Below are 20,594 nucleotides of genomic sequence, written 5' to 3'. Positions count from 1 at the left end.
CGGCGGGAGGTATGCCGCGACATGGAGTTTTAGCCGCGGTGCCGTAAACTATTCGCCGTGTCAGATAGCCTCGCAACTCCGTATACGCCAGCCGAACCCACCAGCCACGGCTCCCCCGCCCCCGGGTGGCTCCGTCTTAGCGCCATCGTGGCGGGCCTGGTGGGCTTCGTGCTGTTTATCGCCACGCCGCTGCTGCCGGTCAACCAGGTCCAGTCCTCGTTCAGCTGGCCCAGCGACGACTCGCTGAACTCGGTCAACGCGCCGCTCATTTCCTTGGCGCCGGAACAGCTGGAGGCCGACATCCCGGTCTCCGCTATCGACCAACTGCGCGAGGGGCAGACACAGCTCTTCGGCACGCTGCCGGCCTCCTCCAAGGAAGCCACCGACCGCGGCCTCTTCGTCAACGCGGGTGACTTCGGCCTGTCGGTCAGCTCCCTGAACGAGGTCGTGCTCTCCCTGACCCCGGATCAGATGGAGCGCCTGGACGACAAGGACGTCATCCATATCTCCGCAACCGAGGACGAGACCACCGTTGAGGTGGGCCCGTTCTCCCAGTCGATCGATGACGACGACCTGCGCCCGCAGGTCACCGGCGCCTACTCCGAGATCGAAGACACCCCGGAAAACCTCGCCCAGCTGCGCGCGGACGGGCTCGACGTCCAGGTCGAGATCAACTCGCGGTTTACCTCTTCGCCCACCCTGTTAAAGTCGCTGGCCATGTGGGGCGGCCTCGCGATGGTGCTGGTCAGCCTGTTCACGCTGTGGCGCATCGACCGCTTGGACGGCAAGCGCCCGGGCTTCATGCCGGAGTCCTGGAAGAAGATCCGCCCGCTGGACGGCGTGGTCGCCGCGGTGCTGGTCTTCTGGCATATCTTCGGCGCCAACACCTCCGACGACGGCTTCATCCTGACCATGGGACGGGTCTCGGAGAACGCGGACTACATGGCCAACTACTACCGCTGGTACGGCGTCCCGGAGTCACCGTTCGGTTCCCCGTACTACGACCTGGTGGCCTTCCTGTCCCAGATCTCCGCGACCTCGGTGTTCATGCGCCTGCCCGCGCTGGTCTCCGCGTTTCTCATCTGGTTCATCCTCTCGCGCGAGCTGCTCCCCCGCTTCGGCGAGCTGATCGATTCGCGGCGGGTGGCCCACTGGACCGCGGCGTTGATGTTCCTGGCCTTCTGGCTGCCGTACAACAACGGTGTCCGCCCGGAACCGGTCATCGCGCTCGGCGTGATTTTCACCTGGGCTTCCTTCGAGCGCGCCATCGCCACGCGCCGCCTGCTGCCCGCGGCCGTGGGCACTATCGCCGCCACGCTGACCCTGGGCGCGGGCCCGACCGGCCTGTTCGCCGTCGGCGTGTTCCTGGTTTGCCTGCCGCAGCTGTTCAAGATCATGCGCGAGCGCCTGCCGCTGCTGGGTGGCGGGGCCACCGGCTGGCTGTCCATGATCGCTCCCTTCCTGGCCTCCGGCACGGCGATCTTCGTGGCCGTCTTCGGCGACCAGACCCTGGCCGCGGTGACGGAGTCCATCCGCGTGCGCTCCGAGGTCGGCCCGGCCCTGCCGTGGTACTCCGAGTACGTGCGCTACTCCACGCTGTTCCAGCAGTCCGTGGACGGCTCCATGACCCGCCGCTTCGCCATGTTCACCATGCTGTTTAGCCTGGTGCTCATCATCTACGCCTACATCAAGGACCACCGCGTGGCGGGCGCGCCGCAGGACATCACCCGGCGCCTGCTGCTCATCGTGGCCATGTCCATGTTCTTCCTGCTGTTCACCCCGACCAAGTGGACCCACCACTTCGGCATCTACGCCGGGGTGGCCGGCGTAATCGCCGCGCTCGGCGCGGTGGTCTTGTCCCAGATCGCGCTGAAGTCGCCGCGGGCGAGGACCTTCTCCCTGGCTACGGTGGTTATCCTGCTGGCCTTCTCCACCGCCGGCTGGAACGCCTGGTGGTATGTCTCCTCCTTCGGCGTGCCGTGGTGGGACCGCACCATCCAGTTCCGGGCCATCGAGGCCAATACCGTGTTGCTGGCCATCGGGCTGATCCTCGTGGGGATCGGCATCTGGCAGTCCTTCCGCCACAACTCGCGCAAGGCGAAGGCGGAGGCCGCCGGCACCACCGACGAGTTCACACGCCAGGAGGCCGCCCGGGTTTCCCGGTGGGCCGGCGTTATGTCGGCGCCTATCGCGCTGGCCTGCGCGTTCATGGTGGGCATCTCCGTGGCCTCCTTAGCCAAGGCCTACGTCGACCAATACCCGGCCTACAGCGTGGGCAAGGGCAACACCCAGGCCCTCAAGGGCAAGACCTGCTCGTTGTCGGATGAAGCCATGATCGAGACCAACACCAACGACGCCTTCCTCACCCCGGTGGACGGCGACTTGGGAGACTCCCTGACCGATCCGGACAAGGACAACTACGGCTTCGACCCCAACGGCATCCCGGAAGACATCGAACCGGAGGCGCAGAACTCCGCCTCGGTCGGTGCTATCGGCGACTCCGGCTCGGCCGGCTCCGCCACCTCCGGCGGCAACCGTTCCGCCGGCGGGGACGTCTCCGACTCGGATGCTACCGGTTCCGACGACTCCGAGGACTCCAGCCACAAGGACTCCGCCAGCAAGGCGGCCGAGGAATCCGGCGCTTCGGAGGGCGGCTCCCGCGACACCACGGGCGTCAACGGCTCGGTCAAGCACCTGCCGTTCAACTTCGACTACAACCAGGTTCCGGTCCTGGGCTCCTACGACGAGGGCCAGAACTCGACCGCGAAGCTAACCACCAAGTGGTTTAACCTGCCGGAGGAGAAGGAAAACTCCCCGCTGCTCACCGTCGGCGTAGCCGGCAAGATACAGCACCACGACGTCAACGGCGTGGAGCAGGAGGGCATGGACGTCACCCTCGAATACGGCACCGCGGACGAGACCGGGCGCGTGTCTAACACCGGCGAGATTGAGATGATGGACGTCGGCGCCACCCCGAAGTGGCGCAACCTGCGCTACCCGCTGGCCGACATCCCGGACGAGGCCAACGTCGTGCGCATCGTCGCCGTGGACGACTCCACCAACGAGGACGACTGGGTCGCCGTGACCCCGCCGCGCGTGCCGGAGCTGACCAGCATGACCTCGCGCTTCGACAGCTCCCGCCCGGCCCTGCTGGACTGGTCCACCGCCTTGCAGTTCCCCTGCCAGCGCACCTTCGATCACTACGCCGGCGTGACCGAGATTCCGGAATTCCGCATCCTGCCGGACGCACCGGCGCAGACCTCCCTGACCGACTTCCAGTCCTTCAGCGGCGGCGGCGCCATGTCCACCTCGGAGGCCGTGAACTACTCCTACGAAATCCCCAGCTACCTCAACAACGATTGGAACCGCGACTGGGGCTCCATCTACAAGTACGAGTTACGCACCAACTCCGCGGGCATCGCCCCGGACAAGGCCAACATCAACCTGGAAGACATCACCCGCTCCGGCTGGTGGAAGAACTCCGAGATGAACGTCCGCCCCGAGGGCGAGGAATAACCCTCCACACCCGCCTCAGCTAAGCCCCAGCTGAGGCGGGTTATTTCTTTAAACGCTTGGTCAACGATCAAGCGCCAGCGCAGCAAAGGGGTCACCGTGGGCGAGAAGTCCCGCATCTACCGGGCGTTCGTCATCCCGGACAACGCGAAGCAGGTGAAATTCTATGGTCGGGCCATGGATATCGCACCTGCTACCCAGGAGAGCTAATTCCGTTAGCTCACCCCGCGGAGAAACTCCGCCACGTCACGGATGCGCTGGCGCATGACTGCCGGGGTCTGGAAGCGGTGCCGGCCGGCGTAGTCCCGGGTGGTGATGTGGCTGCCCTTAACGTCCGGGTGGGCGGCGACCTCGTCCTGGCGGGCGAGCTGGAGCAAGGTTGTCGGCCAGCTCGCAGGCTCGGGGAGCTCGTGTCCTGCGCGCAGCTCGTCCGGCAGGGCCGCCAGGGCGCCGAAGTCCGGGAAGGTGAGCACGAGGGCATCGGCAAGCGGGGCGGCGAGTGCGGCCAGTGCGGCGCCGGAGGAATAGCCCCAGACCACGACCTTGTTCGCGCCCTGGGCGCGGCAGTACTCGACGGCCTTAGCTACCGCCTCGAGCATCTGCCCGACCGTGTGTTGCGGCGCCAGCGGGTAGTCCAAGTCCACGGCGCGAGCCCCGCTCAGCCCGACCGCGGCGGCGACCTCCGGGCGCCACTGCATTTCCAGGGCGCTACCGGAACCACGCCACCAGCCGCCCGAGTGCAGGCTGACCACCCAGGTGCCCGAATGCTCGGTCTCCTGCGTGGAGGAGAACACGCAGGCGGGGAGCTCGGGCAGGTCGGTCTGCTCCACGTCGCGGGTAAAAGCCACGCCCGGCAGGCTGTGGTCCACCCCGGTGCCCAGGACCATCATGGCCGCGTGGGTAACGCGGTCGGGCAGCTGGGCGCAGTAGTTATCCGCCGGGGCCGGATCCCCCACCCCGCCCTTCCACGGCGGGGTGAAGTCCGGCAGCTCGTAGTGGGCGTCGATATAAGACGCCAGCTGCTCGAGCTGCGCGTCGTCGTCCAGCTGCCGGTCCTGGCCGCCGATGAACCATTCTTGGCCCTCGTCCAGGGGGCGCGCGTTATCCGGAGTGCTCATAGCTACCAGATGGTCACGCGCTGCTCGGGGGCGACGTACATCGGGGAATCGGCCGGGACGTCGAAGGCTTCGTAGAGCTCCGCGACGTTGGCGGCGATCAGGTTACAGCGGAACTCCGCAGGGGAGTGCGGGTCGATGGCCAGGTACTGGGTGGCCATCTCCGGGCGGATGGCGGTGCGCCAGACGCGGGCCCAGGCCAGGAACAGGCGCTGCAGGCCGGAGTAGTTCTGCTCGTAGAGCTCCGGCTCGGCGCCGTCGACCTCAAAGGGGGCGAGGTTCTGATGCGGATCGATGCCCTTGTCGCGGCAGTAGTTTTGGTACGCCACCACGGCGATGCCCAGGCCCCCCAGGTCGCCGATGTTCTCCCCCAGGGTGAACTTGCCGTTGACGCCGGAGGACTCGATCCCGTTGTCCTGCAAAACCGTGGGCACCTGGCCGTCGAACTGCTCCACCAGCTTGGCCGTGAGCTTCTCAAACGCGGCGCGGTCCTCATCCGTCCACCAGGAGTTCAGGTTGCCCAGGCCGTCGTACTGCGAGCCCTGGTCGTCGAAGCCGTGGCCGATCTCGTGGCCGATGACCGCGCCGATAGCGCCGAAGTTCTCCGCGGCGTCCGCCTCCGGGTTGTAGAACGGCGGGCGCAGGATGGCCGCCGGGAAGGTGATGTCGTTGACCACCGGGTTGTAGAAAGCGTTCACGGTCTGCGGGGTGGTGACCCACTCGTCGCGGTCGGCCGGCTTGCCCACCTTGGACAGCTCGTAGTCGTGGGAGAAGGCCGCGCCGCGCCGCGCGTTGTCCACCAGGTCGGCGCCCGCGGAGCTAAAGCTCAAGTCCCCGTAGTCGCGCCAGGTATCCGGGTAGCCGATCTTCGCCTTGAACTGGCCCAGCTTCTCCAGCGCCCGCTCGCGGGTGGCCGGCGTCATCCACTCCAGGGTGCTAATCCGCTCGCGGTAGGCGGCGATCAGGTAGTCGACCAGCTCGTCCATCTCCCGCTTGGAGGAGGCCGGGAAGTGCTTGTCCACGAAGGCGCGGCCGATCTCCTGGCCCACGAAGCTCTCCGCCAGGCCGACCGCGCGCTTCCAGCGGTCGCGCTGCTGGGTGGCGCCGGACAGGCGGGTGCCGTAGAACTCGAAGTTCTTCGCCCCCACCTTCTCCGGCAGCAGGGCGGCGCGGGAGAGCAGGATGTGCCAGGTGGCCCACAGCTGCCAGTCGGCGATCCGGTCCTCGGTAAACAGTCCGGCCAGGTGGTCGAAGTAGGACGGCATCATGGAAACCACGCGGCCGTCCTTGATTCCCCCGGCGCGCACGATTGTCTGCGCCACCCGGGGCACGTCCTTCAGCTCGACCGGGTTGTAGGTCTCCACCGCGTTGCGGGTGGCGACCACGTCCCAGTGGCCGGCGGCGATGTCGGTCTCCAGCTGCACCACGCGCTGCGCGGCGACCTCCGCGCCGAGGCCGAAGAGGCGGGCCGGATCCAAAAAGCCCAGCATCTGCGCCACGTGCTCGGTATAGGCGCGCAGGGTGTCCGCATGCGCCTCCTCACGGTAGTAGGCCTCGTCCGGCAGGCCCAGGCCCGACTGGATGAGGTAAGGCACGGCGTCCTCGGAGCCGGAATCCTTTTCCACCCAGAAGGTCACCGGGGCGCCCACGCCCTCGCGCTCGAGCTGGCCCAGGACTTCCGCCAGGGCGTCCATGTCCTCGACGGCCAGGCGGTCTAGGTCCTTGTCCAGCGGGGCGAGGCCGGCGCCGTTGACGCCGTCGACGTCCATGAAGGAGGCGTAAAGCGCGCCCGGGCGGGAGTCGTCGCTTTGCACGATCTCGTGCACCATCTCCTCGGCCTCATCGCGCAGGCCGTGGAACGTACCGTCCACGCCGCGATCGTCCGGGATGACGTGTGCGTCGAGCCAAGGTCCATTGACAAACTGGTAAAGGTCTTTCATACCCACCCAGCTTAGGCGAGTTAACAGACTAGCGACGACCCCACCGGTGCCACCGTCTATTTAAGCCCCCATCTCCACGAGCAGCACCCCGCCGATAATCAGCGCCACGCCCAGGGACTTCAGCCAAGTGAAGGGCTCTTTGAAAAAGAGGAAAGACAGCACCGCCGTCAGCGCTACGCCCACTGCGGACCAGATCCCGTAGGCCACGCCCAAGGCCATTCCTTCCAGCAGGGCCAGGGACAAAAAGACGTAGGCCGCGACGTAGCCGGCCAAAACGGCCATCAGCCACCTGCGCCCGCCGAGCACCGCGGACATCCGCAGGCTCATCGTGCCGGCGACCTCGCAGAGGACCGCGAGGATGATATACGTCCAGGTCATGCCGGATCCACCTCCACGGGGGAGGCCTTCGGCCGCGGCCTAGCGCCCATCTCCACGCAGGCGACGCCGGTCACGATGAGCGCCATGCCGATCATCTTCAACCAGGTCAGCGTCTCCCCGAACAACACCGCCGACAAGGCGGCGGTGGCCACTACCCCGCCGGCGGCCCACATGCCGTAGGCCACCCCGATGGCCATGCCCAGCTTGAGGACCCTATGCAGCAGCGCGAAGGCCGCGGTATAACCGGCCACCACCACCGCGTAAACCCACGGATGATCCAGGGCGATTTTCAGCCCTAAGGTGGCGACCACTTCGCTGGCGATGGCCAGCAGGAGGAAAAACCCAGCGCGCAAACACTCAACTCCTTCGCCAGATGTGTTTTAACTCTTCGGCGGCAATACCGCACTGCCGCATATCTACTCTACCTGCGGAAAAAGCAATCCCTTCCGCCTGCCAGTGGCCCCGCGCGCGTTCCGGATCGTGGCAGGTGCCGTCGGCGCGCACGACCCGCCACCACGGTAGATCCGCGCCATGCCGGCTCATAAACCAGCCGACATACCGGGCGCCGACGCCGGCAACCTTGCCCACCTCGCCGTAGGAGGTGACGTTGCCGGCCGGGATGGCCGCGCAGACGCTGCGGACGGTCTCTTTCACTTAGCCGCCGAGGTTGAGCACGTCGTCGGACTCGCGCGGCTCCTCCTCCGGCGCCGGCGGGGTCTGAACCAGGGTGACCGTCGCGCCGGTGGCATCGGCCAGCAGGCACATGCGGCCGAACGGGGACTCTTCGGCCGGCCGGATGACCTCGCCGCCGTGGGCCTGCGCCTGCACTATCGCGGCGTCGAGGTCCGCGACGCCCAGGAAGGTCTGCCAGAAGCTATTGACCTGGTCGGGGAACTGGCCTTGGGCGTTCCAGAAGCCGGCGAAGGCCGCGCCCTCGGCCTCCGCGGTGGCGTACTCGATCTCGCCTTCGCGGCCCGGGCTGGTGCGCAGCTCCCAGTCGAAGAGCTCGCCGTAGAAGTCGAGCGCCGGGGAGAAATCCCGGGTGACGCTCAGCTCGTGCCAGACCGCGCAGCCGGGCTCGCCGCCGGCGGTAAAGCTGGTGGGGGCCGCCGGCTGGATAAGCCCGAAGAGGCCGCCGGCCGGATCCACTAGCAGCGCCATCTGGCCGCGCTCGATGGGGCGCGGCTCCGCCATCACCTTGCCGCCGAGGCGCTCCGCGCGCTCGCAGTCGGCCGCGATATCCGCGGACAGGAAATGCGTGACCCAGGTGTCGGGGTTCTGGGCGCCTTCTGGCTGCGGGATAAACCCGCCGATGGGCAGGCCCTTGACCGTCACGGTCTGGTAGCCGCCCGGCGCGCCCTCGATGTCCCAGCCCAGCACGGCGCGGTAAAACTCCGCCGAGGCCGGCTGGTCTGCGGTGGTCAAGTCGATCCAGAAGGGCAGGCCTACCTCGGCCTCGAATGCTGGCATCTACAGGTTCCTCCACTTCTCGGGGTCAAAATCATCATCGGCCGTGGCCTCGTCGAAAAAGTCGTCGTCCTCGTCGCCGGCCTCCCCCACCACGAAGACAGCGTCGGCGACGCGGACCCGGTCGCCGGGCACGATCTTCTCGCCGCGCGTCTGGCACACCGACTCGTTAACGGTGACCTCGCCGGCGGCGATGAGCTCCTTGGCCTCGCCGCCGGTGGCCACCGCGCTGGCGAGCTTGAGGAACTGGCCTACCTTGATGGACTCGCCCGCAATGGGCACTAGAATTTCCGCCATGCGGACCAGTCTACCGCTGGGGTTTCAGCGTCACCGCGGTGCCCGAGGCCGTGACCATCAGCATGTTGTTGGAGGTGCCCAGCACCGTGTAGTCGAAGGCGATGCCGATCACCGCGTCCGCGCCCAGTTCTTGACCGCGGTTCCACAGCTCGTTCAGGGCGGACTCGCGGGCACGCACGGCCTCTTCCTCGTAGCCGGCGGAGCGCCCGCCAGTGATGTTACGAATGCCCGCGCCGAAGTCCTTCAAGAAATTGATGCCGGAAACCGTCTCGCCGGCGATGACCCGCAGGTACGTGTCGATCTCGCGGCCTTCTACCGTGTTCGTCGTCGTGAAAATCATGCCCTTAGGTTACCCCGATTGCCCCGCGCACGCCTTCGTAGAGAATAAACACGGCCAACAGCAGGAAGACCGCGCCGGAGAAGAGATCCACCCACGAGGAGTGGCGCGACATCCAACGCGAAAACGCCCGCACGGTCAGCGCGACGGCTCCGAAAAGCGCCAGGGACTCGCCCACCAGCAACACCACCAGCAGCGCCGACCAGCCCAGGCTCATGCCCGGCTCTAGAAAATTCGAGAAGACCGCGCCGAAGAAGATGACGACCTTAGGGTTCGACAGATCGCAGATAAACCCCAGGCGGTAGGCCTTGCCGGCGGTGATCCACACCCGCGGCGCCGAGTCCGGGTTTTGCTCTTGGAAGGTCTCAGTCTGCACCACGCGGGCGGGCACGCGGCGCTGCGCCAGCCCGGATTTGATGGCGCTGTAGGCCATCCACAGCAGATAGGTACCTCCCAGCAGCTGGAGCGTGATGAGAATCCCCGGGTGCGAATCAATCAGGGCGGACAGACCCGCCAGCGAGGCCACCACCCAGAGCAAAAGACCGGTAGAGCTGCCCAGGGCCGCCCACAGCCCGGCCCGGGTGGAGCGGGAGCCCAGCCGGATAATCTGGATGACGTCGGGCCCGGGCGAGGCCATGGCCACCAGCCACACCCCCATCAGCGTGAGCAAAGAGACTAAAGACACGCACACCTCCTGTAGAAACGACTGCAAGGCCCCGACCGAAAACCGGGACCTTGGTTGAGCTCTCTTTGGCGCCGCAAACGGCGGAGTTGATACCGCATCCGAAGGTACGCGTCATCCCACCTAGTGGGAAACAGGTTTGTTTGCTGGGCTAATTAACCAGGCCCATGACCCCTTCCACCAGCATGACAAGCCCGAAGATGGTGAAGATGATGCCGGCGACGATGTCCAGCCAGTTGCCGTGCCGGGCCAACCAGCGCGCGGCCGTGCGAACGACGAGGGAAAAGCCGGCGAACCAGGCAAAAGAGATGGCCAACAGGATGAGCCCTACCGCCACGGTCCACAGCGCGGACATGCCCGGGGAAAGGAACTGGGCGAAGACGGCGCCGAAAAACACCAGGGCCTTCGGGTTGGACAGGTTGGTCATCAGCCCCAGGCGGTAGGCCTTGCCGGCGGTGAGCACCCCCTGGACGCGCTCGGGTTGCGTGGCCTCGGGCTGGCTCGTGCGCAGCCCGCCGCGCAGGGAGCTAAGCCCCATGTAGATAAGCACCCCGCCGCCAATAACCTGCAAGCCGCTGAGCAGCTCCGGCCGGGCAGCAATCAGCGCGGACAGGCCCGCCAGGGAGGCCGCCAGCCACACGCCCGTGCCGGTGGCGATCCCGGCCGCGCACAAAAGGCCCGCCCGGCGCGAGCGCGGCGCGGTGCGGATAACCTGCACCACGTCGGGGCCCGGGGTGACCAACAGGACTATCCACACGCCGATGAGCGTCAGCAGGGAGGCCAGGCTCATGGAGGTTTCTACCTTCCGAAGTATTCAAGGGGCAGTCATTTAAAAAACCGCCACGCTGCCGGTGCGGCAGGTGACGGTTTTAGTGTATACGGAGCGTTTCCGTGGGTTTACCAGGCGCCCTCGATGGCGTCCTTGTGGTCACGGACCTTCTCGCCCTCAGCGTAGAGCGGCATGTCCTCGCCGGCCTTGTACCAGGAGGTGTATTCCGGCTCCAGCGGGGTGCGGCCGGCGATGAGATCGGCGGCCTTCTCGCCCACCATCATCGTCGGGGCGTAGATGTTGCCGTTGGTGACGTTCGGGAAGACACCGGCGTCGGCGATGTAGAGGCCTTCGATGCCCCAGACCTGCATGGTCTCCGGGTCGACGACAGCCATCTCGTCGTCCTTGGAGCCCATCTTGGTGGTGCAGGACGGGTGCAGCGCGGTCTCGCCGTCGTTGCGAACCCACTCCAGGATGTCCTCGTCGGACTGGACGTCGGGGCCCGGGCTGAACTCACGCGCGCCGACTTCCTCCATGGCCTTGGTGTCCAGCAGGGAGCGGGCCACACGCACGGCCTCAACCCATTCGCGGCGGTCCTGGTCGGTGCGTAGGTAGTTGAACAGGATCTCCGGCTTGTCGTGGATGTCGGCGCTCTTAATGCGCACATAGCCCTTGGTATCGGAGAACATCGGGCCGACGTGCCACTGGAAGCCGTGCTTGACGTCGGCCTTCTGGCCGTCGTAGCGCACTGCCATCGGCAGGAAGTGGAACATCAGGTTCGGGTACGCTTCCTTGTCGTTGGAGCGCACGAAGCCGCCGGCCTCGAAGTGGGAGGTGCCCACCGGGCCCTTCTTGGTCAGCAGCCACTCCAGGCCCATGAACGGCCAGCGCCACTTGTCCAGGTACGGCTGGGAGGAATCCGTGTTGTTGGTCAGCTCGTACTGGATGTAGACCTCGAGGTGGTCCTGCAGGTTCTCGCCCACGCCCGGCAGGTGCTTGACGACCTCGATGCCGTGGGACTCCAGCAGCTCGCGGTCGCCGATGCCGGAGACCTGCAGCAGCTGCGGGGTGTTGATGGCGCCGGCGGACAGCACGATCTTGTCCGCGTAGACGCGGTGGACGCCGCCTTCCCACTCGTATTCCACGCCGATGGCCTTCTGGCCGTCGAAGAGGACCTTGGTGGTGAAGGCGTGGGTGCGGATCTCCAGGTTCTTGCGCTGCTTATTCGGGTGCAGGTAAGCGCGGGCCGCAGACCAGCGCTTGCCGTGGCGAATGTTGCGGTCGAACGGCGCGAAGCCCTCCTGGCGGTAGCCGTTGACGTCGTTGGTCAGGTTGTAGCCCGCCTCCTGGACGGACTTGAACAGGGCCTGGAACAGCGGGTTGGTGGCCGGACCGCGGGACAGGTAGAGCGGGCCGTTGTGGCCGCGGCGCGGATCCTCCGGGTCGGCGCCAGTGGCGGTCTCCATCTTCTTGAAGTACGGCAGGCAGTGGGCGAAGTCCCAGTGCTCCATGCCCGGGTTGTCGGCCCACTTCTCGTAGTCCATGGGGTTGCCGCGCTGGAAAATCATGCCGTTGATGGACGAGGAACCGCCCAGCAGCTTGCCGCGGGCGTGGTAGACGCGGCGGCCGTTCATCTCCGGCTCCGGCTCGGACTCGTACATCCAGTCGTAGTGCTTGGCGCCGATCGGGAAAGAGAACGCCGACGGCATGTGGACGAACAGGTCCCACAGGGAGTCGTTGCGGCCGGCTTCCAGAACCAGCACGCGGGTTTCGGGATCTTCAGTCAGTCGAGCAGCGACCACGGAGCCAGCGGAGCCGCCGCCGACAACAACCACGTCGCTTACTTCGTCAGTTACCTTCTTCGAGTTAGTCTTAGTCACCTTGTCTAATAGACCCATACGGAAAGCACTTCCTTTCTTCGCGGTGTTCAGAAATGCATATTATGCAATCGATGCATGGACAAATATGCACCATTCCGCTCCTACTTGCATAACGAGCCTACCTGAGAAGCTTGCAATTTGCCCAGAATAAGATAAGTTTGACATGTTCCGTTACGGTTTTTCCGATAGTGTCGCTACCCCTGTCCACCCTAGATGCGCTCGGGTTTTTTGCGCCGTTTCGAATATATGAATCAAATATGTTTGAGCGTTTAGCCTTAAGCCCGTCTATGTCCGTTTGGGGTCCGTGTGGGCAGGGGCGTTAACAACTTCAGAGGAGTGATCCATGGCGAATTTCGATCCCCACGATCCTGAATCGCCCCAACCTGCTAACGCCGAGCCTTCCTCAGAGGGTAAGGCGCGCACCAAACGTCGATCGCGCTACCAAGTCCGCGCCCTGGTCGGCAGCTACAAGGCGGAGACCGGCTCCGACGTCGGCGCCGACGAGGTCGAGCCGCCCAGGACGAACTGGCCTGTCTTCACCGTCTCCAGTGTGCTGATCATCGCGATGGCGCTCTACGCCGGCTTGGGACGCGAACACGCCGCCAACACGCTGGCCAACGTCACCGGCTGGATTAGCACCAACCTCGGCTGGTTCTACATCCTGACCGCGACCATCGCGGTCGTTTTCGTGCTCTACATCGCGATCTCTAGTTCCGGCAATATCCGCATGGGCCCGGATCACTCGCGCCCGAAGTTCAACACCTTCGCGTGGGCCTCCATGCTCTTTGCCGCCGGCATCGGCGTCGACCTGATGTTCTTCGCCGTGGCCGAGCCGGTGACCATGTACCTGGCCCCGCCCACCGGCGAGCCGGAGACCATGGAGGCGGCCAAGGAGGCCGTCGTCTACGCCATGTTCCACTACGGCCTGACCGGCTGGGCACTCTACGCCCTAATGGGCATGGCCTTCGGCTACTTCGCCTACCGCCTGAATATGCCGCTGGCCATCCGCTCGGCGCTGTACCCGCTCATTGGTAAGCGCGTCCACGGCCCGGTCGGCGACGCCGTCGATGTCGCCGCCATGCTAGGCACTGTCTTCGGCGTGACCGCCTCCCTGGGTATCGGCGTGGTGCAGCTGTCCTACGGCATCCACCTCATCTTCGATATCGACCAGGGCCTGGGACTGCAGTCCGCCCTCATCGTCATCGCGATTGCCATCGCGACCCTGTCCGCCGTCTCCGGCGTGGACAAGGGCATCCGCTTCCTGTCCGAGCTCAACGTCTTCTTGGCCATCGCACTGATGATCTACATCGTGGTCTTTGGCAAGACGGCCTACCTCTTCGACGCCATCGTGATGAACGTGGGCGACTACGTCTCCAAGTTCCCGTCTTGGACCATGGACACCATGGCGTTTACGGACGATCCGGCCGCCACCTCCGAGTGGATGCAGTCCTGGACCCTGTTCTTCTGGGCCTGGTGGATCGCCTGGGCCACCTTCGTCGGCCTGTTCCTGGCGCGCATCTCCCGCGGTCGCACCCTGCGCCAGTTCATCTTCGGCACCCTGACCTTCCCGTTCCTGTTCATCCTGATGTGGATGTCCTTCTTCGGCAACACCGCCCTGGACATGGTGCGCTCAGGTGATTACCCCGAATTCGCCGAGAACGCGGTCAACATCCCGGAACAGGGTTTCTACGACATGCTGCAGGAGTTCCCGGCCTCGGGCTTCATCATCCTGCTGACCACGGGCATCGGCCTGCTGCTCTATATCACCTCAGCCGACTCCGGCGCGCTGGTGATGTCGAACTTCACCTCGAAGATCACCGACAGCCGCCAGGACGGCACCCGCTGGCTGCGCATCTTCTGGTCCGTAGCCGTGGGGCTGCTGACCCTGGCCCTGTTGCAGATCGACGGCATCGCCACGGTGCAGTCCGCCACCGTGGTCATGGGCCTGCCCTTCGCCGTGGTCATCTACCTGGTGATGTTCTCGCTGTGGAAGTCGCTGCGCCTGGAAAACGTGCAGAAGGAGGCGCGCACCACCGCGCTCCACGGCGTCATCTCCGGCCGCACCGACCGGATCGCTGCCGACGACAACAGCTGGAAGCAGCGCCTGGATCGCGCCAATACCTACCCGACCAAGCAGGACATGGACACCTATATGCGGGACACCGCCGAGTTCGCTCTGGAAAAGGTCGCGGTCCAGATGCGCCAGCGCGGCTACGACGCCATCCTGCTAACCAGTGAGCTGCCCGATCTGGAACTGCCCCAGCTAGACCTGCAGGTCACGCTGCACAACGAGCGCAAGTTCCGCTACCAGCTCTTCCCCGTGGCTTCCGAGTGCCCGGAGTTCTTGGCCGGCGACCAGAAGGAATACTTCCGCCTAGAGGTCTACGATCTCACCGGTTCGTTGGGCTACGACGTCTACGGCTACAGCGAGAACCAGCTCATCAACAACGTGCTGGATCTCTACGAGCGCCACCTGGCCTTCCTCCACATGCAATCCGAACGCCCAGGTGACTCCGATGTTTCCGACGGGGCAGAGCCCGAGCGGATCTGGCGCGAGGATAATTAGTTCTGGTAGACCGGAAAGCGGAACCGAACAAATTCCCTGTTTGAATACGAATGCCGGCGCCTATTAAAGCGCCGACAAGAAAGGATGCTTTGTTGAGCACCCAGAACGCACTGTTTGATCCATCGACGACGGAGCTCCTCTCCGGCGTCCACACGGGCGACGGCCCGAAGTCCCTATTCATCGATGGCCAGTGGGAGGCCGCCGCTGAGGGCGGTACCCGCACCATCACCTGCCCGGCCGACGGCACCGTGGTCGCCGAGGTCTCCGAAGCCACCGACGAGGACACGATCCGCGCTATCAAGGTCGCCCGCCGCACCTTCGATGCCGGCACCTGGTCCTCGGTCCCGGCCATCGAGCGCGGCAAGCTGCTGCTGCGCGTGGCCCAGACCATCCGCGACAACCAGGAGCTTTTCGCCAAGGCAGAATCCGCCGACACCGGCAAGCGCCTGGAAGAGTCCATGGGCGACATGGAAGACATCGCCGGCGCCTTCGATTACTTCGGCACCCTGGCTTCCCACCAGGCCGGCCGCGTGGTCGACCCGGCGGACCCGAACGTGCGCTCCCGCATCGACGCCGAGCCGGTTGGCGTCTGCGGCCTGATCACCCCGTGGAACTACCCGCTGCTGCAGGTGTCCTGGAAGGTCGCCCCGGCCATCGCCGCTGGTAACACCTTCGTCCTCAAGCAGGCGGAGCTGACCCCGCACACCGCCATGCTGCTCATGGCCGTGCTGCGCGATGCCGGCCTGCCGGACGGCGTGGCCAACCTGATCACCGGCGCCGGCGCCAACTGCGGTAACCCGCTGTCCCAGCACCCGGACGTGGACATGGTCTCCTTCACCGGCGGCCTGGTCACCGGCAAGCTGATCGCCAAGAACGCCGCGGAGACCGTCAAGCGCACCGCGCTGGAGCTGGGTGGCAAGAACCCGAACGTCGTCTTCGCCGACGCGGACTTCGACGCCGCCGTGGACAACGCCCTCAACGCCGCGTTCTTCCACTCCGGCCAGGTCTGCTCCGCGGGCTCCCGCCTGATCGTGGAAGAATCCATCCACGACAAGTTCATCGAGGCCCTGGTCGAGCGCACCAACAACATCAAGATTGGTGGCCCGACGGACGACAAGGCCGAGACCGGCCCGCTGATCTCCGCCGAGCACCGGGAGAAGATTGCCAAGTACGTGGACCACGCCCGCGAGCAGGGCGCGTCCATCCTCACCGGCGGCCGCGCGGCCACCAGCGAGGACACCAACGGCCAGCACGGCACCGGCAACACGGACCTGGGCGCCGGCATCTACTACCTGCCGACCATCATCGATGACACCACCCGGGAGATGGACTGCGTCCACGACGAGGCCTTCGGCCCGACCGTGACCGTGGAGACCTTCACCACGCAGGAGGAGGCCATCGAGATCGCCAACGACACCGAGTACGGCCTGGCCGGCGCGGTGTGGACCACGGATGCGGGCAAGGCCGAGCAGGTCGCCCGCGGCCTGCGCCACGGCACCATCTGGATCAACGACTTCCACCCGTACCTGCCGCAGGCCGAGTGGGGCGGCTACAAGCAGTCCGGCAACGGCCGCGAGCTGGGCCCGACGGGTCTGGAAGAGTACCAGGAGCACAAGCACGTCTACCAGAACCTGACCCCGGCCGTTTCCGGCCAGTTCGGTCTGCAGAAGTAGCCTGTAAGCTCCTAGCTCTGGGTGCGCGGCTTGACCGTCATCACGTCGATGTTGACGTGGGCGGGCAGGGACGCCACCCAGCGCACCGCCTCCGCGATGTCCTCGGCGGCGAGGTTAAGCTGGCCGTCGTAGACCTTGGCAGCGCGCTCCTCGTCGCCGCTGAAGCGGACGAGCGAGAAATCGGTGGCCACGCGGCCCGGGTCGATCTCCGTGGTGCGGATGTTGTGGTTTTCTAGCCGCAGCGCCCGGGAGATCACCCGCACGCCGTGCTTGGCGCTGTTGTAGCCAGAGCCGCCTTCGTAGACGCCCCAGCCGGCCACCGAACCCATGTTGATGACAAGCCCCGAATTATCCGGGGCTTGTTCTAGTTTCGGCACCAGTGCCTGCAGCATGCGTACCGTGCCCAGCACGTTCACGTCGTACATCCACTGCCAGTCCTCGAGCCTGGTGTCGACTAGTGGCTCCAGCCCCTTGGCACCGCCGGCGTTGTTGACCAAAAGGTCCAGCCGGCCGATCTGCGCGGCGAAGGCGTCCACCGACTCCTGGCTGGCGACGTCCAGCTCGATGGCGGTGCCGCCGATCTCTTCCGCGAGGGCGTCGAGCCGGTCCATGCGCCGTGCCGCCACGATCACGTGCCAGCCGTCGGCGGCCAGCGCCCGCGCGCTAGCGGCGCCAATCCCGGAGGAAGCACCCGTCACTACTGCCACTTTCCTGTTACCTGCGTCATGTTCGACCATGCCCCGCAGTGTAGCAAAGCCCTTGCTTTCCGGTACGGAAAGTGTCATACTTTCCACTGTGGAAAACAACGAGAAGAAGCAGGCCACCGAAGCCCTGTCCTTTAACGAGACCCTCGCCAAGAAACATACCTCCCTGGTCCCACCGTGGGTCGCTTTTTGCCTGGCGTTGACCTACCTGGCGGCGTTTGCGCTCTTCGCGTTTAAATCTCGGCCTTGGTGGGCGCTCCTCATCGTCGCCGCCGTTATGCTCGTCGCAGCTGCCATCCTGCCCCGGCGTTACCCGCGGGTGCGCCAGTCTTACCGCCAAGATCCCTTCGCCGCGCCCCCCGCGGACAAGCGCTACGGGCTGGGACTATTCTGCCTCTACTGGCCGATGTCCGCCATCATCTTCGCCCACGACCTGCCGGCCTGGGTCGTGCTGCCCCTTGGCCTCCTAGCCTTTGCCAGCGTGTGGTGGGCCCTGGGCAGTGATGCCTTAGATCTCAGCTCCCGGGAACGGAATCATTCATGAGCAGCCAGCTCGATCCGGTCATCCACCCGCTCAACCGGTTCAAGATCTGCGCCGTCCTCAACGCCTACGGCGCGACCGAGGGAGCAGTCAACAAAGAGATGGAGTTTTCCTCGCTGGCCCGGGAGGTGGGCCTAAGCGCGTCCGCGCTCTCCAAACAGCTCAGCGCCCTACAGGAGGCAGAATACGTCAGCCGCTTCCGCGAATACGGCTCCACACGCGGCAAGGACACCGTGTGGGTCAGCCTCACCACGCGTGGTCGCGCTGCCTTTCACGAGCACCTAGCGGCACTCAAGGGCATCGCCGGCTAGTGGGCGCGGAAGGAATAGCTACCCGTTAGCCCGTTGTGGATCTCCACGGAATAGCTCTGCCCGTTAGCCTCAGCGCCCTCCACGAGGGAATCCAGCTCCTGCGCGTTGTAGTAGCGGCTTAGGCCCAGGTACAGCAGCAGTAGCAGGAACAGTCCCACCACGACGATCGCGGCAACCACCATGGGGGCGTTTCGGGTCGTTTCTACTTCTGGCATTCGAAGCGGTAGCCTCCTTCATTCTTAGCTGCTCCGGAATCGGTGGTACCCTCCACGCCGGCGGAATCGCGGCTGTCGACCACTGGGCTGCCACCGTTCTGGTAGCACTGGTTAATCAGGTTCTGCTTTTCTGCATGGGTAGTGTACATCGAGTAGAAGATCAATCCGCCAGCGGTGAGAATACCCAAGATGGCCACGCCTCCTCGGCGTCGTAGTACATCGCTTCGGCCAGCACCAACGGGCCCTGGATGTTGGGATCCAGCTCGTTGGCCTGCGCCGCCGGGGGTGTTATTTACCCAGCGCATCCTCCAGCTCGGCCAGGATGTTGTCCATGCGCTTGGTCTTGTCCTCGTCCGGGGTGAACTCGCCGTCGGTGAAGTCGGAGAAGATGGAGACCTCCAGCTGGTTGCGCAGCTGGGCCATCTGGAAGTTGCTGACCACCAGGCGCCAGGCCTCGACCGCGCGGATGGCGCCGGAGGAGCCGTAGCCGACGAAGGCGACCGGCTTGCCTGCCCACTCCGCGCCCAGGGAGTCGTAGGCGTTTTTGAAGGCGCCCGGCACGGAGTGGTTGTACTCCGGGGTGACGAAGACGAAGGCATCGCAGGCGTCGATAGCCCGGGACCACGCCTGCACGTTGGCGTCGTCGTACTGTTTGTTGGCCGCGCCCGGGACGGTGGCGGCGGTCAGCAGCGGAACATTGAAAGCGGCCAGGTCGATGAGCTCGTAGTCCACGCCCTGCTCGGCGCGATCGCGGGCGATACCCTCAACCCAGCGGCCGACGGCCTCCCCCAGGCGACCTTCGCGGATAGAGCCAATGATGATGCCGATTTTTGCCATGTCGGGCTTCCTTTCAGTTCAACGGTTAAGTGTTTCTAGGACAGCCTACCCGGAAAAGACCTGCCGCACCGTGACATTGATTCGGCCCTGCGCCAGCCCGCAGCCTTCCGGCGCGGTGCCTGGGCGAACCTCGGGCACCCCGTGGAAAGCACAACGCTTCGGGCCGCCGAAGACAATGAGATCCCCGGAGGCCAGCGTCACCTCGTCCCAGGGCCGGTTGCGGGTCTCCGTGCCGCCGATGCGAAACAGCGCCTCCTCCCCGATGGAAAAGGAGACGATGGGCGCCCGCGTGGACTCGTAGCGGTCCTGGTGCATGCCCATCTGCGCGCCCGGCGGGTAATAATTCACCAGGGCCATGTCCGGCAAGTAGCTTTGCGCCCACGGCGCTAGCTCCTCGGCGAGGGCGGCGGCGCGACAGACGGCATCGATAGCCGCCTGCCGAAGAGCCCCTGGCAGCCCCGGGACGGTGTGGCCGAATTTCCGGTCCACGTAGCGGTAGCTGTCATAGTCGAAGTAGTGTCCCAGGTTGAGCATGTGCACGCTCATGCGCCCGCCGGAGGCCAGCTGCGGCCGCTGCATGGCAAAGGGCGTGCCGCTGGCCCGGCGCGCCAGGTCCCGGAACCGCGCGACCCACGCGTGCTGCTCCGGCGTCGACCAGTAGCCCGGCACGTGCGCCACCCCGGGCGCGACCTTGGCCGCGGGGCGCTCCACCTCGAAAAGCATGCCACCCAGTCTGGCACAACCAGCGGCGCGATAGTTGGCACAATAGACAGCATGACGATTAAGGACAGCGAGAACAATCACGCGGTCTACGGCACCCGCGAGCGCATGGAATCCGGGCAGTGGCACCTGCCCGGCAGCGACGAGCTCCGCGCGGAGCAGCTGCGCGGCTTCCGGCTCATCAAGCAGTTCAACGACCTGGGCAACACCGATCCGGACGCCGCCGAAGCCATCCTGCGAGAGCTTTTACCGGAAGAATCCGCCGTTCCCGGGTGGTTTGCCCCCGCCAACGTGGAATACGGCTACAACCTCATCTGCGGCGAGAACGTCTTCATCAACTTCGGCGCGACCTTCCTGGCCCAGGCCAAGATCCGGCTGGGCGCGGGCACCCTGGTCGGCCCCCACTGCTCGTTTGTCACCGTGGGCCACCCAGTCGACGATACCCAGCTGCGCGCCGCCGGCTGGGAGATCGCCCACCCCATCACGGTGGGCACCACCTGCTGGTTCGGCGCTCACGTCACCGTCCTGCCCGGAGTCACCATCGGCGACAACTGCGTCATCGGCGCCGGCACCCTGGTCACCCAGGACGTGCCGGACAATTCCCTGGTGCTTGGCTTACCCGGGCGGGTCGTGCGTAAGCTTGGATGAC

General features: G+C 65.6%; 22 protein-coding genes. 6 read left to right on the top strand and 16 right to left on the bottom strand.

Features of this window, described 5'->3' with window-relative positions; translation table 11 throughout:
- Window positions 1-57: 57 nt before the first annotated feature.
- On the top strand, window positions 58-3,516 hold the full coding sequence (locus QQS53_RS00205) for an arabinosyltransferase domain-containing protein (protein ID WP_472773990.1): 3,459 nt from the start codon (window positions 58-60) through the stop codon (window positions 3,514-3,516).
- 212 nt (window positions 3,517-3,728) lie between these two features.
- Here the strand turns inward: QQS53_RS00205 and QQS53_RS00200 are convergent, their stop codons facing one another.
- The 11 genes from QQS53_RS00200 to betA all read right to left on the bottom strand — a co-directional run bounded on the left by QQS53_RS00200 (window position 3,729) and on the right by betA (window position 12,396).
- Complete coding sequence (locus QQS53_RS00200) at window positions 3,729-4,631, bottom strand: alpha/beta hydrolase (RefSeq protein ID WP_472773989.1); 903 nt, start codon at window positions 4,629-4,631, stop codon at window positions 3,729-3,731.
- Window positions 4,632-4,633: 2 nt separating this feature from the next.
- Window positions 4,634-6,568 (bottom strand): M13 family metallopeptidase, encoded by a 1,935-nt coding sequence (locus QQS53_RS00195; protein ID WP_472773988.1) that lies wholly within the window; start codon window positions 6,566-6,568, stop codon window positions 4,634-4,636.
- Window positions 6,569-6,628: 60 nt separating this feature from the next.
- Window positions 6,629-6,946: a DMT family transporter gene (locus tag QQS53_RS00190; protein WP_472773987.1), complete on the bottom strand. Its 318-nt coding sequence runs from the start codon at window positions 6,944-6,946 to the stop codon at window positions 6,629-6,631.
- Window positions 6,943-7,299, bottom strand: coding sequence for a DMT family transporter (locus QQS53_RS00185; RefSeq protein WP_472773986.1), 357 nt, complete (start codon window positions 7,297-7,299; stop codon window positions 6,943-6,945). The genes QQS53_RS00190 and QQS53_RS00185 overlap by 4 nt, the downstream gene beginning before the upstream one ends.
- Before the next feature lie 4 nt (window positions 7,300-7,303).
- Window positions 7,304-7,600 (bottom strand): MGMT family protein, encoded by a 297-nt coding sequence (locus tag QQS53_RS00180; RefSeq protein WP_472773985.1) that lies wholly within the window; start codon window positions 7,598-7,600, stop codon window positions 7,304-7,306.
- Window positions 7,601-8,416, bottom strand: a complete 816-nt coding sequence (locus tag QQS53_RS00175; RefSeq protein ID WP_472773984.1) for a VOC family protein — start codon at window positions 8,414-8,416, stop codon at window positions 7,601-7,603.
- Window positions 8,417-8,710 carry an RNA-binding S4 domain-containing protein gene (locus tag QQS53_RS00170; protein ID WP_472773983.1) on the bottom strand — a complete coding sequence of 98 codons (294 nt, stop codon included), beginning with the start codon at window positions 8,708-8,710 and terminating at the stop codon, window positions 8,417-8,419. It abuts the gene before it with no gap.
- Window positions 8,711-8,720: 10 nt separating this feature from the next.
- Window positions 8,721-9,050 carry a YbjQ family protein gene (locus QQS53_RS00165; RefSeq protein WP_070768555.1) on the bottom strand — a complete coding sequence of 110 codons (330 nt, stop codon included), beginning with the start codon at window positions 9,048-9,050 and terminating at the stop codon, window positions 8,721-8,723.
- A gap of 4 nt (window positions 9,051-9,054) precedes the next feature.
- Window positions 9,055-9,732 carry a LysE family translocator gene (locus QQS53_RS00160; protein WP_472773982.1) on the bottom strand — a complete coding sequence of 226 codons (678 nt, stop codon included), beginning with the start codon at window positions 9,730-9,732 and terminating at the stop codon, window positions 9,055-9,057.
- 148 nt (window positions 9,733-9,880) lie between these two features.
- Window positions 9,881-10,519 carry a LysE family translocator gene (locus QQS53_RS00155; RefSeq protein ID WP_472773981.1) on the bottom strand — a complete coding sequence of 213 codons (639 nt, stop codon included), beginning with the start codon at window positions 10,517-10,519 and terminating at the stop codon, window positions 9,881-9,883.
- A gap of 107 nt (window positions 10,520-10,626) precedes the next feature.
- Window positions 10,627-12,396 carry a choline dehydrogenase gene (gene betA, locus QQS53_RS00150; protein ID WP_472773980.1) on the bottom strand — a complete coding sequence of 590 codons (1,770 nt, stop codon included), beginning with the start codon at window positions 12,394-12,396 and terminating at the stop codon, window positions 10,627-10,629.
- 325 nt (window positions 12,397-12,721) lie between these two features.
- Between betA and betT the strand changes: the two genes are divergently transcribed.
- On the top strand, window positions 12,722-14,944 hold the full coding sequence (gene betT / locus QQS53_RS00145) for a choline BCCT transporter BetT (RefSeq protein ID WP_472773979.1): 2,223 nt from the start codon (window positions 12,722-12,724) through the stop codon (window positions 14,942-14,944).
- 92 nt (window positions 14,945-15,036) lie between these two features.
- The gene (locus QQS53_RS00140; RefSeq protein WP_472773978.1) at window positions 15,037-16,617 is read left to right on the top strand and encodes an aldehyde dehydrogenase family protein; all 1,581 of its coding nucleotides are present in this window, start codon (window positions 15,037-15,039) and stop codon (window positions 16,615-16,617) included.
- A gap of 11 nt (window positions 16,618-16,628) precedes the next feature.
- Here QQS53_RS00140 and QQS53_RS00135 read toward each other — a convergent pair whose 3' ends face one another.
- Complete coding sequence (locus QQS53_RS00135; protein ID WP_472773977.1) at window positions 16,629-17,354, bottom strand: SDR family oxidoreductase; 726 nt, start codon at window positions 17,352-17,354, stop codon at window positions 16,629-16,631.
- Window positions 17,355-17,412: 58 nt separating this feature from the next.
- On the opposite strand from QQS53_RS00135, the gene QQS53_RS00130 reads away from it, so the two are divergent.
- Together QQS53_RS00130 and QQS53_RS00125 are read left to right on the top strand one after the other, a co-directional pair.
- On the top strand, window positions 17,413-17,865 hold the full coding sequence (locus QQS53_RS00130; protein ID WP_472773976.1) for a hypothetical protein: 453 nt from the start codon (window positions 17,413-17,415) through the stop codon (window positions 17,863-17,865).
- Window positions 17,862-18,173, top strand: coding sequence for a transcriptional regulator (locus QQS53_RS00125; protein ID WP_472773975.1), 312 nt, complete (start codon window positions 17,862-17,864; stop codon window positions 18,171-18,173). Before QQS53_RS00130 ends, QQS53_RS00125 begins: the two co-directional genes overlap by 4 nt.
- Here QQS53_RS00125 and QQS53_RS00120 read toward each other — a convergent pair.
- The 4 genes from QQS53_RS00120 to QQS53_RS00105 form a co-directional block, all read right to left on the bottom strand.
- Window positions 18,170-18,388, bottom strand: coding sequence for a hypothetical protein (locus QQS53_RS00120; RefSeq protein WP_070768564.1), 219 nt, complete (start codon window positions 18,386-18,388; stop codon window positions 18,170-18,172). The genes QQS53_RS00125 and QQS53_RS00120 overlap by 4 nt on opposite strands.
- Window positions 18,376-18,576, bottom strand: a complete 201-nt coding sequence (locus QQS53_RS00115) for a hypothetical protein (protein ID WP_472773974.1) — start codon at window positions 18,574-18,576, stop codon at window positions 18,376-18,378. The genes QQS53_RS00120 and QQS53_RS00115 overlap by 13 nt, the downstream gene beginning before the upstream one ends.
- A gap of 100 nt (window positions 18,577-18,676) precedes the next feature.
- A complete protein-coding gene (locus QQS53_RS00110) occupies window positions 18,677-19,225 on the bottom strand; it encodes an NADPH-dependent FMN reductase (protein WP_472773973.1) in 549 nt (182 codons plus the stop codon).
- 45 nt (window positions 19,226-19,270) lie between these two features.
- On the bottom strand, window positions 19,271-19,948 hold the full coding sequence (locus QQS53_RS00105; protein WP_472773972.1) for an alpha-ketoglutarate-dependent dioxygenase AlkB: 678 nt from the start codon (window positions 19,946-19,948) through the stop codon (window positions 19,271-19,273).
- 51 nt (window positions 19,949-19,999) lie between these two features.
- Here QQS53_RS00105 and QQS53_RS00100 point away from each other — a divergent pair, with 51 nt between their 5' ends.
- Complete coding sequence (locus QQS53_RS00100) at window positions 20,000-20,593, top strand: sugar O-acetyltransferase (protein WP_472773971.1); 594 nt, start codon at window positions 20,000-20,002, stop codon at window positions 20,591-20,593.
- The last annotated feature ends 1 nt before the right edge of the window (window position 20,594 follow it).

The organism is Corynebacterium sp. 2571A, assembly GCF_055700935.1.
This window is presented reverse-complemented; position numbering and strand designations above follow the sequence as displayed.